We start from the raw sequence: 15,722 nt of genomic DNA, 5'->3' as shown, positions 1-15,722 counted from the left end.
GGGCACTCGGTCACAGGCGCTCGGCAGAGCGGTCGGGGGCGATCACAGTGGATATCGGCTGGCCGGTTCAATCCACCACGATTTTGGCCTCCGTAAGGCCGGCCTGTATGATCTGGTTGAGCAGGGTGTCGGCACGATCGACGCTGTCCAGCGGCCCGACCCTGACGCGATGCAGGGACATGCCGCCCGACCGCGTCAGGCTTACGCTGGCGCGCTGGCCCATGGCGGACAGCCGGGCGCGGGCCTTTGCCACATTCTCTTCGCTGCCGTAGGCGCCGACCTGCACATAGATCGACTCCCGCGGCTTCACCGGCATCTGCGCCACCACCGGTGCCGGCACGAACCGGCCGTCCGACATGCTGCCGGCGACGGTGGCGGGCGGCGGCACCGGGGCGCCGACCACCGCCGGGCGCGGCGCACCCGTCGAGGCCGACACCATGGTAACCGGCCCGCTCACCTCGATCCGGCCGCGCGGAGCGGCTTTCGGAGGCGGGCCGTCGATCTCCGCCAGCAGCGGCGCCGGGGTTCCCTGGCGCGCGGCGGCGGCGATGGCCCGGCTCTCCTCCGCCAGAATCTGCACGCGGACCTTCGCCGTGCCGGGACCGTCGAAGCCCAGCAGCTGGGCGCCGCGGCGCGACATGTCGATGATCCGGCCATTGGCATAGGGGCCGCGGTCGTTCACCCGCACCACGATGGCCCGGCCGTTGTCCAGATTGGTGACGCGCACCAGGCTCGGCATCGGCAGGGTCCTGTGCGCGGCGGTCAGCTCGTCCTGGTCGTAGATCTCGCCGTTGGCCGTATTCTTCTCATGGAAGCCGGGCCCGTACCAGGACGCGATGCCCGTCTCGTCATAGGTGTAGTCTTCCTTGGGATAATACCAGACGCCGGCGATCTGATAGGGCTTGCCCACCTTGTAGATGCCGCTGGTCGGCAGGCCAGAGCCGGTGCCGGCCGGTTTCTGCGCACAGGCGGCAAGCGTTGCCACGCCGACCAGCACGACGATCCTGCCCACCCCGCGCCAGCGACGCATCCGCCAAACCCCTCGATCTCCCGGTCGCCTCGAACCGCCAAGGCGGCGGCACTCTAGCGGAGTGGCACGGCCGCGCCAATGCCCGGAAACGCCGGGAAACACGATGACACAGCCGAGATATGATCCCGGAGATCAGGGCGCCGGAAACAGCGCCTCGGTGCGGCCCATCAGCCAATAGGCGGTCAAGCCGATCCATTCCCGCACCGCATCGTCCAGGATCACCAGATTCTGGCCGAACTCGAAGCGCAGATAGGGCTTGGCGCCGATGCGTGTGCGGTAGTCGACGGGGTAGGGGATCACCTCCCAGCCAACCGCGCGGAAGATGCCGACCGACCGCGGCATGTGCATGGCGGAAGTGACGAGCACCCAGCGCTCCCCCGGCGCCGGCTTCACCATGTCCTTGCTGAAAACGGCGTTTTCCCAGGTGTTGCGGGATTGCGCCTCGTAGATCACGCGGTCGTCCGGGATGCCGGCCTGGGCCAGCGCGGCGCGGGCGGTCACGTCCTCCTTGTATTCCTGCCCCAGCAGGCGGCCCGACCCGCCGGTGAAGACGGCCTTGGCATCGGGATGGCGGCGGACGAGGTCGGCGAAGCCCAGGATCCGCTCCGCCGCGTCGTTCAGGGAGGGATCGCCGCGGTCGGCGGTGATCGGCGGGTTGAGGGCGCCGCCAAGCATGATGATGCCGTCGATGCGCCCCTCCGGCTCTGCCTTTGGAAAGCGGTTCTCCAGCGGCAGCGCCACCAGCGCGCCCAGCCCGGTGTAGGTGACCAGCAGCAGCAGGACCGCCGCCAGCGTGACCATCCGCTTGCCCGCCCGCTGCCAGCGCCGCGTCCGCAGCAGCAGCGCCCCCAGCGCCACCGTCAGAACCAGTGCATTGCCCGGCGCCACCACGCCCCAAAGCAGCTTCGACAGGATGAAGGACAGCACCGGACGGTCCATGGCCGTGGAGGGGAGGCCAGCATAAGCGCGGCGGTCGCCCGCGGGCAACCGGGCTCACCCGCCCAAATCCCCCTCTCCCCCAGGATAGGGCAATCGCATCAGGGGATGTTCGCACGCAAAGCCCCTCTCCCCTTGTGGGAGAGGGGTTGGGGTGAGGGGTGGCAAATCCAATAATTCCCTACGGCCTTGCGGCCGCCGCACCCCTCATCCCAACCCGCGGGTCGGCAAAACGCCGTTGGCGTTTGGCCGATCCCGCCCCGCAAGGGGAGAAGGGCATCCGAAGCGCGACGTCGTCGTTCGAAATTCCCATATGCGATTGCCCCACCCGCCCCGGGAGAGGGCTGTCGTCACCTTACGCCGCCGCCCTCACCGCCACCCGCCGCTCCACCATCCGCAGGCCGTGCGCCCGGTACTGCGCCTGGACGATGGAGGCCCAGCCCATGCGGATCAGCGTCAGCTTGACGGCGTCTGACACGTCGTCGCCGGTGACGAGGTCGGTGACCTGCCACATCAGCGTGTCGTCCACCGACCGCGGATACATCGCCGCCACCCTCAGCAGCCGCGCCATCAGCGCCGCCGTCGACTGGCGGCCCAGCCCCCGTTCGGCCAGCGTCAGCGCATCGTTCAGCGCCGCCAGTTCCCGCCGCGCCTTCACCGAGGCTTCGCCCGCCGCGCGACCCGTGCTCTTCCCGACGGTCATGGTCCGTCTCCCGCATTGCGATCCATGCGGGACAGTCTGTCCCGGCAATCCCGGCATCGCTGTGACGGCCGTCACTCCCCCATGGCGGCGGGGCTGGTTTTCCAGTGCGGACGTGCTACCTGAAGGCTTTACCGCTATAGTGCGACCGCCGCGGCCAGTCCGGATCGCCCGAAAGCCGCCAGAATGCCGAGGTTTTCCCCGACCGATGCTGTCCGCCCGCTCCAAGACGCCGACGCCGCCCGAAACCCCCGCGCCGGCCATCCCCAACAAGCGCGCCATCATCTCCCGCCGCAAGCTGTCGGGGGAGTTGGAGGATCTGGTCGCTGAACACGGCACCGGCGACAAGCTGCGCCCGGCGCTGATCGCCTGCCTGCGCAAGGCGCTGGCCGAGGGGCGGGCGGAGGTGCGGCGCCGCTTCGACGATGGCGGGTCGGGCGAGCAGTGCGTGCGGGAGAACTGCTACCTCGCCGACCGGGTGGTGGGCACACTGGCCGACTTCACCGTCCGCTTCATCTTCCCCACCGCCAACCCGACCTCCGGCGAGGTGTTCGACGTGGCGGCCACCGGCGGCTACGGCCGTGGCGAGCTGGCGCCCTTTTCCGACATCGACCTCCTGTTCCTGCTGCCCTACAAGCGCACGCCGCGTGTGGAGCAGGTGGTCGAATACATGCTCTACATCCTGTGGGACCTGGGGCTGAAGGTCGGCCATGCCGTGCGCAGCGTCGACGACTGCATCCGCCAGTCCAAGGCAGACGTCACCATCCGCACCGCCATCCTCGAATCGCGCTATCTCTGGGGTCCCGGCAAGCTGTTCGCCGAGCTGCGCAAGCGCTACGACAAGGAGGTCGTCGCCGGCTCCGGCCCCGAATTCGTCGAGGCCAAGCTGGCGGAGCGCGACAACCGCCACCTGAAGATGGGCGACAGCCGCTATGTGCTGGAACCCAACCTGAAGGACGGCAAGGGCGGCCTGCGCGACCTGCAGACCCTGTTCTGGATCGCCAAATACCTCTACCGCGTCGAGGGCGTGGACGAGCTGGTCGGCAAGAAGGTGCTGACGCCGGAGGAGGCGCAGCGCTTCGCCAAGGCGCAGAACTTCCTGTGGACCGCGCGCTGCCACCTGCATTACCTGACCGGCCGGCTGGAAGACCGCCTGACCTTCGACGTCCAGACCAGCATCGGCGCCGCCATGGGCTACACCGACCATGCCGGCACCAAGGGCGTCGAACGCTTCATGAAGCACTATTTCCTGGTCGCCAAGGACGTCGGCGACCTGACGCGCATCTTCTGCGCGGCGCTGGAGGCCGAATCGAAGCGCCCGCCCAAGTTCAACCTGCTGCGGCTGGCCTCGGTCGCCCGGCGCAAGGACGTGGACGGCTTCATCGTCGACGGCGAGCGGCTGAACGCCCGCAGCGACAAGCAGTTCAAGGAACAGCCGATCGACATGATCCGCCTGTTCCACACCGCCCAGATCCACGACATCGACATCCACCCGGCGGCGCTGCGCTCCATCACCCGGTCGCTGTCGGCCATCGGGCCGAAGCTGCGCAACGATCCGGAGGCCAATCGCCTCTTCCTCGACATCCTCACCGGTCCCAAGGATCCGGAGATCACGCTGCGCCGCATGAACGAGGCCGGGGTGATGGCCCGCTTCATCCCCGACTTCGGCCGGGTCGTCGCGCAGATGCAGTATGACATGTACCATGTCTACACGGTGGACGAGCACACGCTGTTCGCCCTCGGCATCCTGCACAAGATCGCGTCCCGCGAGCATGCAGACGAGCTGCCGCTGTCCACCGAGGTGATCCACAAGGTGGTGTCGAAGCGCGCGCTCTACGTCGCCGTGCTGCTGCACGACATCGCCAAGGGCCGCGGCGGCGACCATTCCGTGCTGGGCGCCCGCGTCGCCGAGAAGCTCTGCCCGCGCCTCGGCCTGACGGCGGAGGAGACGGAAACCGTGGCGTGGCTGGTGCGCTGGCACCTTGCCATGTCGCACACCGCCTTCAAGCGCGACCTGGAGGACGACAAGACCGTCCGCGATTTCGTGGCTCTCGTCCAGTCGCCGGAACGCCTGCGCCTGCTGCTGGTGCTGACGGTGGCGGACATCCGCGCGGTGGGTCCGCAACGCTGGAACAACTGGAAGGCCACGCTTCTCCGCGAACTCTACAACCGCTCCGAAGAGGTGATGTCCGGCGGCATGACGGTGGAGGGCAGGGGACGGCGCATCCAGGCCGCCCAGTCGAGCTTGCGCGCCGAGCTGACAGACTTCGACGATGTCGCCTTCGAGCATCACAAGGGCCTGGGCTATCCCGGCTACTGGCTGGCCTTCGACACCGACACGCTGGCCCATCAGGCCCGCATTGTCCGCGATGCCGAGCGGGAGCAGCGTCCCCTGACGGTGGAAACCCGCGTCGACCGCGGCCGCGCGGTGACGGAGGTGACGATCTACGCCACCGACCACAGCGGCCTGTTCTCGCGCCTCGCCGGGGCGCTGGCCGCCTGCGGCGCCGACATCGTCGATGCCCGCATCTTCACCATGACCAACGGCATGGCGCTCGACGTCTTCTCGGTGCAGGACGCCGCCGGCGGCGGCGCCTTTGAGAGCGGCGACAAGCTCGCCAAGCTGTCGGTGATGATCGAGAAGGTGCTGTCGGGCCAGTTGAAGCCGCTGAACGACCTGTCCACCCGCCGCACCACCCAGGCCAGCCGCACCCGCGTCTTCCATGTGCCGCCGCGCGTGCTGATCGACAACAACGCCTCCACCACCCACACGGTGATCGAGGTGAACGGTCGCGACCGTCCCGGCCTGCTCTATGACCTGACCCGCGCGCTGTCGAACCTGACCCTGCAGATCAGCTCGGCCAAGGTCTCCACCTTCGGCGAGAAGGCCATCGACGTCTTCTATGTGAAGGACGTCTTCGGCCTGAAGGTGACCCATGAGGGCAAGCTGGCGAAGATCAAGGAACGCCTGCTGAGCGCGCTGGACGACCCCACCGGCGACGCTCCCCCGCCCGCGACGGTGAAGCGGACAAGGACGAAGGTGACGGGCGCCTGAACCGGCTGTACGGAGCCCGCCGGTTCAGGCGAAGCTGTCGGTCAGCCCAAGTTTCTTGAGCGGAAATCCGGCGGTTTCGCACGCCTGCCGGATTTCCCGCACGGCGGCTGAGATCTCGCTGCTGAGGCTCGTCGTCGGCGGCGTGCTGAGGATTTGGCGGAACAAGTCCTGATGAGCGGCTATGAACAGCGAGTCGTTGGATTTGCCGAGCATGTGGATGCGGTACATGTCGTCGAAGATGTTGGCATCGACCTTGCGGCTGCTCGACGTCGCGACCCGCTTGAACCAGCTCATGCTCTTGGCCAGTTCGGAATCCTGCCGGATCGTGTCCATCCGCCCGCTCAGGCGGCTGAAATTCTCGTCCTTCTGCTTGCCGTCGGCGAGGAACATGTCGAAGATGCATATCGCCTTGGTCTTGGTCGGTTTCCCCCGGAATTCGTCGACCATCCAGGGGAACAGCACCATCTTCAGCCGGTTCTTCGCGCTTTTCACCGGATCGACCATGAAGTTGATGCGGTCCAGGCTGGGCATCGCGGGATCAAGCCTTACCGACGGCGTGGGGCTGATGGCGGCATAGACGATCGCCCGCCGCACGTCGTCCGGAGCGAGCGCAATCGTTTTGGCGTAATTCTTCAAATCATGCCCCCCTTGTCGGCTGCACGGTCCTGCACGCGGCCGCCGCCCATTGCCCGGTCCCGATGATCGCGCAAACAGATTCGAGACCAAACAAAAAAGGTCAGTGTAACCACGATCGCGCAAGCGCTTTCGGCATCGCCGTGCATCGTCCGGAGGGGGGCATATGCCGGCTGCCCACCCCCAATTTCATTTCCCTCCTGTCCGTTCCGTTTTCGGGATGCACGCTGCGCTGTCCGCCCGGTCCGGCCTCCGGCGTTACGGCGCCATGAACACGCTGGCGTGCTTGCCGACTTCGCCGCTCGTCTGGTCCTTGGCGATTACCGCCACATCCGTCGACCCCGACTTCACCGCCGCCGCCGGCACCTTCACGAACACGCGGTAGGTCGCCACCGAGTCGGCCTCGGCCCGCAGCGTCAGGCTGCCGCCGCTGCCGGCCTCGTCATTGCCGGCCACCGACAGATGCCCGTCGCGCAGCCCCTCGACCGTCACCGTATAGCTGCGGGCGATGTGCGTCTTGTTCAGCACCTTGATGGTGTAGGCGTTCTGCACCGACCCGTCCGACAGCGTCACGAACAGCGGCGCCCGGTCGCGCAGCACGCTGACGTCCAGCGTCGGGCGCAGCACCAGCGCGATCGCCATGGCGCAGGCCACGACCAGCATGATCAGCGAATAGATGACGGTGCGGGCACGCACCAGCTTCACCCGTTCCGGCTTGCCGTCGATCTTGGCGATCTGGTTCGACTGGGTGTCGAAGCGCACCAGGTCGATGGGCCGGCCGATCTGCTTCATCACGTCGTTGCAGGCATCCACGCACAGGCCGCAGCCGATGCAGGAGATCTGCTGTCCCTCGCGGATGTCGGTGCCGGTGGGGCAGACATGGACGCACTGCTTGCAGTCGATGCAGTCGCCCAGCCCCGCCGCCTTGCGGTCGTCCCAGCTCTGCGACTTGCGCAGCGGCGCGCGGCCCTCGCCGCGCCAGTCCTCATAGGTGACGAGGAAGGTGTCCTCGTCGACCATCGCCGACTGGAAGCTGCGCCACGGGCAGACATAGATGCAGATCTGCTCGCGCGCCCAGCCGGCAAAGAAATAGGTGGTGAAGCTGAACAGCGCGATGAAGGTGGCGACGCCGCTGGTGATCTGCCCGTGCAGCAGCTCGTTCATCAGCGTCGGCGCATCGTTGAAATAGAAGACCCACGCCCCGCCGGTCAGCACCGAGATCGCCACCCACGCCGCATGCTTGGCCCCCTTGCGCGCCAGCTTGGCCCCGGTCATCGGCGCCTTGTCCAGCCGGATGCGGGCGGTGCGCGGCCCTTCGATCTTGCGCTCCACCCACATGAACAGGTCGGTCCACACCGTCTGTGGGCAGGCGTAGCCGCACCAGATTCGCCCGGCCAGCGTGGTGGCGAAGAAGATGCCGAAGGTGCCCAGGATCAGCAGGCCGGTCAGGTAATAGACCTCCTGCGGCCAGATCTCGATCCACAGGAAATAGGCGCGGCGCCCGACCATGTCGATCAGCACCGCCTGGTCCGGGATGCCCGCCCCGCGTTCCCAGCGAATCCACGGCGTGATGTAGTAGATCGCCAGCAGCACGATCAGGGCCGCCCATTTCAGCTGGCGGAAGCGTCCCTTCACGTCTGCGGCATAGACCTTCGGCCGGTTGATGAACCAGTGCCGGCCCGGCTCCTCATGCTGTTCGGCGTGGGACGCTGCGGCCGGCTTGGCGGCCTGGGCAGGGCGACGGGTGAGGGTGGAGTCTTCTTGCGGAAGGGACATGGCGTGGTTCCTCGGCCGTCAGCGGCACGGGTGGCGTCAGCTTCGTCGCTTCTCCATAAGACTTCCGTCATGAAGCCGCATTGCGCGATGTCAATCCGGCCCCGTTTTCGTCGCCCGGCCCGCTCCTGCCGGCCCTCTCACACGGTCTGACCGCGCAGCTCCGCCAGCCCGTCGTGATAGGCGCGGTCGAACAGCGCCTCCAGCCGGGCGTCGGTGCCGCGCAGGCCGGCGACCACCGCATGCGCCCATTCGAAATACTCGACCTTGCGCGACAGCGGCCAGTCGGCGGGCGGGCTGTGCGCCATGGAGCGCAGGTTCGACACCTTGTCGGCCAGCTTCACCAGCTTCGCCCGCGTCGAGGCATGGGGGGCGGCGTCGATCTGGTGCTGCTTGCGCTCGGCCTTCGACATGCGCTTGTCGTCGGTGGTCTCGGCGACGACCTGCACCACCTCGGCACCGAACAGCTGCTCGATCTCCTCATAGCTGGCGTCGGTGTCCTCCAGCGTGTCGTGCAGCAGCGCCGCGATCACCACGACCGGGTCCTTGCCCGCCGTCGCCTCCGCCACCAGCAGGGCCACTTCCGACAGGTGGTTGACGTAAGGCTCGGCGCGCACGCCCTTGCGGCGCTGGTCGATGTGCTTGTGCGCGGCGAAATCCAGCGCGCGGGCGAAATCGAGGAGGGGGGCGTTCGGCAATGAAGCGTTCTGCAGGCTCATGGTGTTCTCTCGGCTGGGGCATTACTCTCCGCTTGGTAGGACCGTGCGAAGGACCGCGCTCATGTTCACGAGTTTCTTCTTCGATCTGCGCAAGGCCGGCGTCCCCGTCTCGCTGACGGAGTACCTGACGCTCATGGAGGCCATGAAGCAGGGCACCGCGTCCTTCCGCGTCGAGGACTTCTATTACCTCAGTCGTGCATGCTTGGTTAAGGATGAGCGCAATCTCGACCGCTTCGACCGCGTCTTCGGCGCCACCTTCAAGGGCCTGACCGACGACACTCCCGCCGGCGAGGAGGTTCCCGTCACCGACCTACCGGAGGACTGGCTGCGCAAGCTGGCCGAGCGCTTCCTGACCGAAGAGGAAAAGGCGCAGGTCCAGGCGCTCGGCGGCTGGGGCAAGCTGATGGAGACGCTGGCCCAGCGTCTGGCCGAGCAGAAGGGCCGGCACCAGGGCGGATCGAAATGGATCGGCACCGCCGGCACCTCGCCCTTCGGCGCCTACGGCTACAACCCGGAGGGCGTGCGCATCGGCCAGCACGAGAGCCGCCACCGCCGCGCCGTCAAGGTGTGGGATCGCCGCGAGTTCAAGAACCTCGACGACCGGGTGGAGATCGGCACCCGCAACATCAAGGTGGCCCTGCGCCGCCTGCGCAAATTCGCCCGCAGCGGCGCGGCCAGCGAACTGGACTTGCCCGGCACCATCCGCGCCACCGCCGCCAATGCCGGCTGGCTCGACCTGAAGATGGTTCCGGAGCGGCACAACACGATCAAGGTCCTGCTGTTCCTCGACATCGGCGGCTCGATGGACGACCACATCCGTCTGGTGGAGGAGCTGTTCTCCGCCGCGCGCAGCGAATTCAAGCACCTGGAGCACTTCTACTTCCACAACTGCGTCTACGAGGGCGTCTGGCGCGACAACGCGCGGCGCAATACCGAGCGCATCTCCACCTGGGACGTGCTGCACACCTATCCCGCCGACTACAAGCTGGTCTTCGTCGGCGACGCCGCCATGAGCCCCTACGAGATCGTCTACCCCGGCGGCAGCGTCGAGCACTGGAACGAGGAAGCCGGGCAGGTGTGGATGCAGCGCCTGTTGTCGGTCTACGGCAAGGCCGTCTGGTTGAACCCGACCCCGCCGCAGTACTGGGACTACACCGAAAGCACCCGCCTGCTCCAGCGCCTGATGGGAGGCCGGATGTTCCCACTGACGCTGGAGGGGCTGGACGGGGCTATGCGGGAGTTGGGGAGGTGAGGGGGCGTTCTAAACAAATATTCTCCCACCTATTTATCTGGTATCGCGTTTAGAATCTTTTTGTATGATTCTATCATTAATTTATTATCAGAAAATGAACTGTACATAGAGATATAGCCAGAAACCTCTTTTTTCCTTTCGGAGAAACTGTTCGGAGATAATGATGCTTGGTGGAGTATTGCTCTGACCCGTTTCCTCCAAGCCCTAGGGAGTTGCGGAGTATCATTAATTACAAATCCTGTAACCTCAAGTCTTCCCCCTTTGCCCGTAACTCTGGTTTTTGAGTGGTTGGCGCGAAGCCCGTATTTCGATAATATCTCGCTTGAATATGAAACTATATCCGCGTCGATCCTTTTTTCAGACGAAAAGGTTATATCATCTGCATATCGAGTATATTTGCAATTTAGACTCTCCCCTAGTCGTATAAAGTCAATATCCATTTCTCTACTTGCAAGATTTGCAAGAGCAGGGCTGGTTGGTGCGCCTTGAGGTAGGGCTCCATGGAGTGTGCATAGTTTTGTTAATATTCTCGATAAAGTATTTCGATATCCTAGTTCTTCGAAGACCAAATTCACTTTTGTGTCAGAGATAGAAGGAAAAAAATCTTTAACATCTATGTTTACAATATGCTTTGCTCCTGAGTGAAATCTAGCATTTGTAAGAGCGCTTCGGCCGGCTATAAAACCTTGAACGCATTCAGGCCAATGTGATTGAGCTAGTAAATTATCGAGTATCCACCATTGTATTACCTTCAAGTAGGTTCTTGGTGCCGATATAGACCGAATTTTGTTGTTCTTTTGAGTGATTTTGAAGTTTCGGTAGTGTTTTGAGGCCCGGTGGGCGATGTTTTTTAAGATTTTAAGGTCTATGCCAAGAGCTGCGGCTAAGGAATCTTCGTTTATAAGAGGGCAGTGCAATTCTCTATTCGGTACCGATAGATAGTCTTCGTAGCTCTCCCCATGAAGGTCGAGTAGCAGAAGTTCGATGTGGCTGAAGTCGGTAGGCTTATAATATGAGCGGGATGGCATCAGGTCCCTCAACTGCCAGTTACTTGAACTGCATTGTAGTCACGGATTGAAGGCCGGCGCCACGACGTTGGCCGGCTCCAACGTCGTGGTGCCGGCCTTCAATCCGTGGCCCCGTATATCCAGAACCATATACTCTGGATGCCGAAACAGCACCCAAAGGGACACATCGTCCATCCCGCCTACCTCTTTCTAGCGCGTTTGCGTTCTCTTTTCATCAAAAAAAGTCGCTCGTTTGCTGACGCTTTGTGTAGACCCAGATTACGGAGCAAAAGTCGTCCTAAAGTGCTTAGAAAATACACGCCACGGCGTACCGGTATCACTAGTTCTCGACCGCGCATCGACCGATGAATGATTTCATAATTCTCGTTGAAATAAGATATGCTCGAATGGCTCTCAAAATATATGTTTGACTTCTTTACAATTTCCTGAATCCTTGCCGGTTGAGAAATTGATAAAGAAAACAAATATATGAGTTCAGAATTTTTAAGATGTGTAATGTTTTCTGTTTCGTCGCTTTCCTGTTTCATCTTGCGGCTTTCATCCGAGCGATCATTTTCTTATTGCGTATTTTCTCGATAAACGTTGATGATATTTCCCACATTTTATCAATATTTTCGTAATCACAAAATTCGATCTCGGAATAGTTAGAGCCCGCCTCTTTGAGAGGTCCCAGTGAAAAGTAGGACTCAGCATCTTTAAACCTCTCATCAACTATAATTAGCATTTTCCGGCAAATCTCTTCGTAGTTGGCAAAAAGCCCAATTTCGCAAAAAGAGCCTGGGCTCGATGGTAGTATAATTATCGCGTCGCAATGATCTTTTGCGATTAGCAACTCTGCAACATGAGCGTTACTTAGGGCTTTGAACGCGCTAGTTCCAACTTCCAGAAGATCTTTATGCTCTCCAAGGCTTGGACTTATCCCCTCGTCCCTATTAATACGGTGGAACAAGCTATAACGTGCCTTGTGGGCTGGTGTTATGCCCTCTCCTTCTGGCATCGGTTCGCTAGGTTTAATAAATGGACCTGCAAGAAATATATTGATTTCTTCTCTATACCTCGTAGAGGCGAGTTCAAATTGTTTCGATATGTACTGTCTGTGATTCATTTTTGCATATCATCCAGCGCCAATATTCTCACTATATTACTATTATTTCTAATTTAACAATTAGAAATTGTGAACGAATCGGTAATGAAATGCATAGTCGGAACCCGATCATACCGAACTTAGTAACACTTTATCGCTCAAGTGGATCTTCGTCAAAGAGTATGCGATTACGCGAAGCAGGGATAATGGCGACATACGATTTTATTCCTATAAATTCGTCTTAGCTTCTGCTGAAATAGGAGCGTCCACCCACCCAGCCCCGGAGACGCCCCATGCCCGATTGTCTGAACCCCGCCGAAGCCGCCTCCTCCGCCGCCCGTCCCGCCGACCGCTTCCCCTGCTGGGCCGAAGAGCCGCCGGTCCCGCCGGACGGCTCCCTCGTTCCCGGATCGCGCTTTCACGAGGAACAGTGGATCATGGCCGCCGGCATGCTGGCGCGCGGCGCCTCCTTTCAGCAGGTCGCCCGTGCCATGGGCTGCAGCCGCACCACGCTGTGGCGGGCCTATTACGGCTCGCAGCACTTCCGCCATCGGGTCTGGTGGGAAAGGCAGGCGCTGAACCGGGAGGCGGAGCTTCGCCTGTCCTCGCTCCGCGCCCTGGTGACGGAGCAGATCGAGCGGCTGGTCTCCATCGGCGATCCCGGCACCGTGCGCTGGCTGGCCGAGAAGCTCGGCCTGCTCAAGGAGTTCGGCGCCGACCGGACGGACGCCGCCCCGACCGCCCCCGGCACCCGCGCCGCCGCTCCGGCCACTCCGGAAAACCCGCCCGCCGAAGCGCCGGCCACGTCGGTCCCCGATTTCGACGAAGACAGCGTCCCCGGCGCGATCCGCGAGCGCCGGCAGCCCGATCCGGACAACATCGCCGCCATCCTCGCCCGGCCGGAGGCCGAGGGGCCGAAGGGCGTCTATCCTTGGACCTACAATCCCAGCGATCCGTATCCGAATCTCGGCTCGGCGCTGGAACGGCAGGGTGGGGAGGGGCCGTACACCCGCCGCCGGTGAGCGGCCCCCAATGAACGGATGGAACGGTTGAACGCTGCCGCGAAAACGGTTCACGGCGTTTCAAACGTTCCATTCACCGCCAACCGACCGCCTCAGCCCGCAGCCTGCTCGATCACCCGGTTCGCCAGAGTCACCTTCTGGGCCAGCGTGGTCGCCAGGATGCGGTGCAGGACCAGCGCCAGTTCCGGGTCCTCGCGCTCCAGCCGTGCCAGGGTCGCGGCGGTCAGGCGGTGGATGGTGGAGGGAGCCTCCACCACCACGTCGGCGCCGCGGGTCTGGCCCAGCAGAAGGGCGATCTCCCCCACCACCGCCCCGGCGGTCATGCTGCGCAGGCGCAGCGGCCGGCCGTCGGGCAAGGTGATCTGCACCTTCACCCGGCCGCTGCCGATGATGAAGATGTCGCTCGCCGCCTCGCCGGCGCGGATCAGCAGCTCGTCCGGCTGCAGATGCAGGGTGTCGAGCGCCGCCACCGCATCGCCCAGCCGCGGGTGCGGCCCGGTCATCCCCTCCAGATGGCGCAGCAGCGGGGCGTCACTGCCGTCCCGCCCGGTTTCGGCCAGCAGCGCCTCCTCGCAGGATTCCAGCGCATGGTCCAGGTCGGGGGCGCGGCGCAGCACCGGGTCGCCGTCGGGGTCCAGGCCGCTGTTGCGGAAGGCCTCATCGACGGCGGCGGGCAGGGCGCTCAGCACCAGCGTGGCGCCGGCCGCCTCCATCAGGTTGCGGATGCGGCGGAACACCCCGGCCGCCGCCGAATCCATGCCCTTGATGTGGCGGAAATCGATGACCAGGAAGCGCAAGGGCTGCCCGCCCGCCTGCTCCAGCCGGCGGCGGACCGGGGCGACGATCTGCTCGGCGGTGCCGAAGAACAGGTATCCCTGCAACTGCATCGCCTCGATGGCCGCGCCGGCGCCGGTCAGATGCAGGCTCGCCGCCGGGCTGCGGTCGACGCGGCTGCGCAGTTCGGCTCCGCTGTGACGGCCGCGGATCACCGGCAGCCGGGAATAGCTGTAGACGAACATGGCCAGCGACACCGCCAGCCCCAGCGCCAGCCCTTCCATGAAGCCGATGCCGGCGATCGCCAGCACCACGGCCAGCACGATCAGCCACTCCGTCCGCGGCAGGCGGTGGCGGGCCTCGACCAGCCACTCCATCAGCAGCTCGACCCCCAGGAACAGGATCAGCCCGGCGGTCAAGAACACCGGCGTCACCGACACCAGCCATCCAGCAACGAACAACCCGCCCAGGATCACCGCCGCGGTCGCCAGCCCGGCCCCGCGCCCGGTGGCGCCCATCCGCCCGGCCAGCAGCGTCATTCCCAGCCCGACATATCCCGACGGCCCGCCCAGCGCCCCGGCCATCAGGTTGGCGGCACCGGTGGACCGCAGCTCCGCATCCGCGTCGATGTCGCGGCCCTGCGCCAGTTCGATCCCGCTGACATTCAACAGAAGGCCCAGCATGCCCAGCACGGCGACCGACACCATCGCCGGCACCGCCTCCGCCACCCGGCCCCAGTCGGCAAGGGCCAGGATCTCGGTCGGCACCGGCAGGCTGAACCCCGCATCCCCTACTATGCCCGGCAGCCAGCCCCAGCCGCGCACCTGCTCCGCCGTCAACCCCAGCAGGGGCAGGGCGGCATGGAAGGCCAGCGCAGCCGCCAGCAGCGCCAGCGGCATGGCGAAGGGGCTGTCGCTGCGCCGCATCACCGCGACCAGCAGTGCCGCCAGCCCGGCCGCCGCCGTCGCGGTGAAGGCAATGGCCGGGCTCGCCAATTCGGCGATGCCGGCCGCCAGCCCATGCCGCCCGCTGACCATCGCCAGTGTGCCCTCCACAAGCAGCCAGCCCGACCCGGCGAGGAAGCCGGCCACCACCGGATACGGGAAGAAGCGCACCAGCCGGCCCAGCCGCAGCCGCCCCACCATCCAGAACAGCAGCCCGGTCACTAGCGTGCTGCCGCCCAGGATCGCAAAGGCGGTGGCGACCTTCACCCCGTCCGGCGCGTCCTGCAGCCCCGCCGCCATGGTCGCGACGGTGGAGGCGAGGATGGCGACCCCCGTCTCTTGCACCAGGGCGACGGAGTTCGGCTGCGTGCTGCGCAAGGCGACCAGCAGGGCCAGGATCGCGGCGCTCAACAGAACCACGCCAACCCCGGCGCCCAGCCCGGTCGCCAGCGGGCCGGTGAACAGAAGTGCCGCGATCGCCAGCCCGTTACCCAAATTGTCGATGCCGGCGATCAGCCCGATCATCACCGAAGCGACCAGGGTTTTGCCGCGTCCGGTCTGTCTGTTCTGCGGAAGCGCGTCGCTCATGATTTCGGGTGGGGTCCGGTTTCTCTGGCCAGCTTCGGCCACTGCTGCGGGGAGCCTGATTTCTACGGCGCCGGACATCGGCGCAGGCGCGACAGTGAGCAGATTTTCCCGGCCTCAGGCAAGCTGTATGCGGTGATGAATTGTGTTCCTCCACCCAGCATTGCGCAGTCGCCCATCAACGGGC

12 protein-coding genes are annotated in these 15,722 nt (G+C 64.3%); 3 read left to right on the top strand and 9 right to left on the bottom strand.

The features are described 5' to 3' along the window. Positions 1-67: 67 nt before the first annotated feature. The 3 genes from ACWPKK_RS07380 to ACWPKK_RS07370 form a co-directional block, all read right to left on the bottom strand. Positions 68-1,030 carry a septal ring lytic transglycosylase RlpA family protein gene (locus ACWPKK_RS07380; RefSeq protein WP_452002352.1) on the bottom strand — a complete coding sequence of 321 codons (963 nt, stop codon included), beginning with the start codon at positions 1,028-1,030 and terminating at the stop codon, positions 68-70. A 132-nt stretch (positions 1,031-1,162) separates the two neighbouring features. Further along, on the bottom strand, positions 1,163-1,957 hold the full coding sequence (locus ACWPKK_RS07375; RefSeq protein WP_452002349.1) for a YdcF family protein: 795 nt from the start codon (positions 1,955-1,957) through the stop codon (positions 1,163-1,165). 364 nt (positions 1,958-2,321) lie between these two features. After that, a complete protein-coding gene (locus ACWPKK_RS07370) occupies positions 2,322-2,669 on the bottom strand; it encodes a hypothetical protein (RefSeq protein WP_452002346.1) in 348 nt (115 codons plus the stop codon). Between the two features lie 205 nt (positions 2,670-2,874). Here ACWPKK_RS07370 and ACWPKK_RS07365 point away from each other — a divergent pair, with 205 nt between their 5' ends. Further along, on the top strand, positions 2,875-5,721 hold the full coding sequence (locus ACWPKK_RS07365; RefSeq protein WP_452002343.1) for a [protein-PII] uridylyltransferase: 2,847 nt from the start codon (positions 2,875-2,877) through the stop codon (positions 5,719-5,721). Between the two features lie 24 nt (positions 5,722-5,745). On the opposite strand, the gene ACWPKK_RS07360 is transcribed toward ACWPKK_RS07365, so the two are convergent. From ACWPKK_RS07360 to ACWPKK_RS07350, 3 genes are all read right to left on the bottom strand, one after another. Continuing rightward, on the bottom strand, positions 5,746-6,447 hold the full coding sequence (locus tag ACWPKK_RS07360; protein ID WP_310113132.1) for a hypothetical protein: 702 nt from the start codon (positions 6,445-6,447) through the stop codon (positions 5,746-5,748). A gap of 165 nt (positions 6,448-6,612) precedes the next feature. Next, the gene (gene ccoG, locus ACWPKK_RS07355; protein ID WP_452002340.1) at positions 6,613-8,130 is read right to left on the bottom strand and encodes a cytochrome c oxidase accessory protein CcoG; all 1,518 of its coding nucleotides are present in this window, start codon (positions 8,128-8,130) and stop codon (positions 6,613-6,615) included. Between the two features lie 137 nt (positions 8,131-8,267). Next, positions 8,268-8,846: an HD domain-containing protein gene (locus ACWPKK_RS07350; RefSeq protein WP_324867423.1), complete on the bottom strand. Its 579-nt coding sequence runs from the start codon at positions 8,844-8,846 to the stop codon at positions 8,268-8,270. 61 nt (positions 8,847-8,907) lie between these two features. On the opposite strand from ACWPKK_RS07350, the gene ACWPKK_RS07345 reads away from it, so the two are divergent. Then, positions 8,908-10,098, top strand: a complete 1,191-nt coding sequence (locus ACWPKK_RS07345; protein WP_452002337.1) for a vWA domain-containing protein — start codon at positions 8,908-8,910, stop codon at positions 10,096-10,098. Positions 10,099-10,127: 29 nt separating this feature from the next. Here ACWPKK_RS07345 and ACWPKK_RS07340 read toward each other — a convergent pair whose 3' ends face one another. Then, positions 10,128-11,126, bottom strand: a complete 999-nt coding sequence (locus tag ACWPKK_RS07340; protein ID WP_452002334.1) for a reverse transcriptase family protein — start codon at positions 11,124-11,126, stop codon at positions 10,128-10,130. Positions 11,127-11,649: 523 nt separating this feature from the next. Next, positions 11,650-12,231, bottom strand: coding sequence for a hypothetical protein (locus ACWPKK_RS07335; protein ID WP_452002332.1), 582 nt, complete (start codon positions 12,229-12,231; stop codon positions 11,650-11,652). 272 nt (positions 12,232-12,503) lie between these two features. Between ACWPKK_RS07335 and ACWPKK_RS07330 the strand changes: the two genes are divergently transcribed. Further along, positions 12,504-13,232 (top strand): hypothetical protein, encoded by a 729-nt coding sequence (locus tag ACWPKK_RS07330; RefSeq protein WP_452002329.1) that lies wholly within the window; start codon positions 12,504-12,506, stop codon positions 13,230-13,232. A 92-nt stretch (positions 13,233-13,324) separates the two neighbouring features. Here ACWPKK_RS07330 and ACWPKK_RS07325 read toward each other — a convergent pair whose 3' ends face one another. Beyond that, positions 13,325-15,538, bottom strand: a complete 2,214-nt coding sequence (locus ACWPKK_RS07325; RefSeq protein ID WP_452002326.1) for an SLC26A/SulP transporter family protein — start codon at positions 15,536-15,538, stop codon at positions 13,325-13,327. Positions 15,539-15,722 lie beyond the last annotated feature (184 nt).

This window comes from Azospirillum largimobile, from assembly GCF_977007025.2.
The sequence above is the reverse complement of the archived record's forward strand: the minus strand, read 5'-3'. Positions and strand labels throughout refer to the sequence as shown.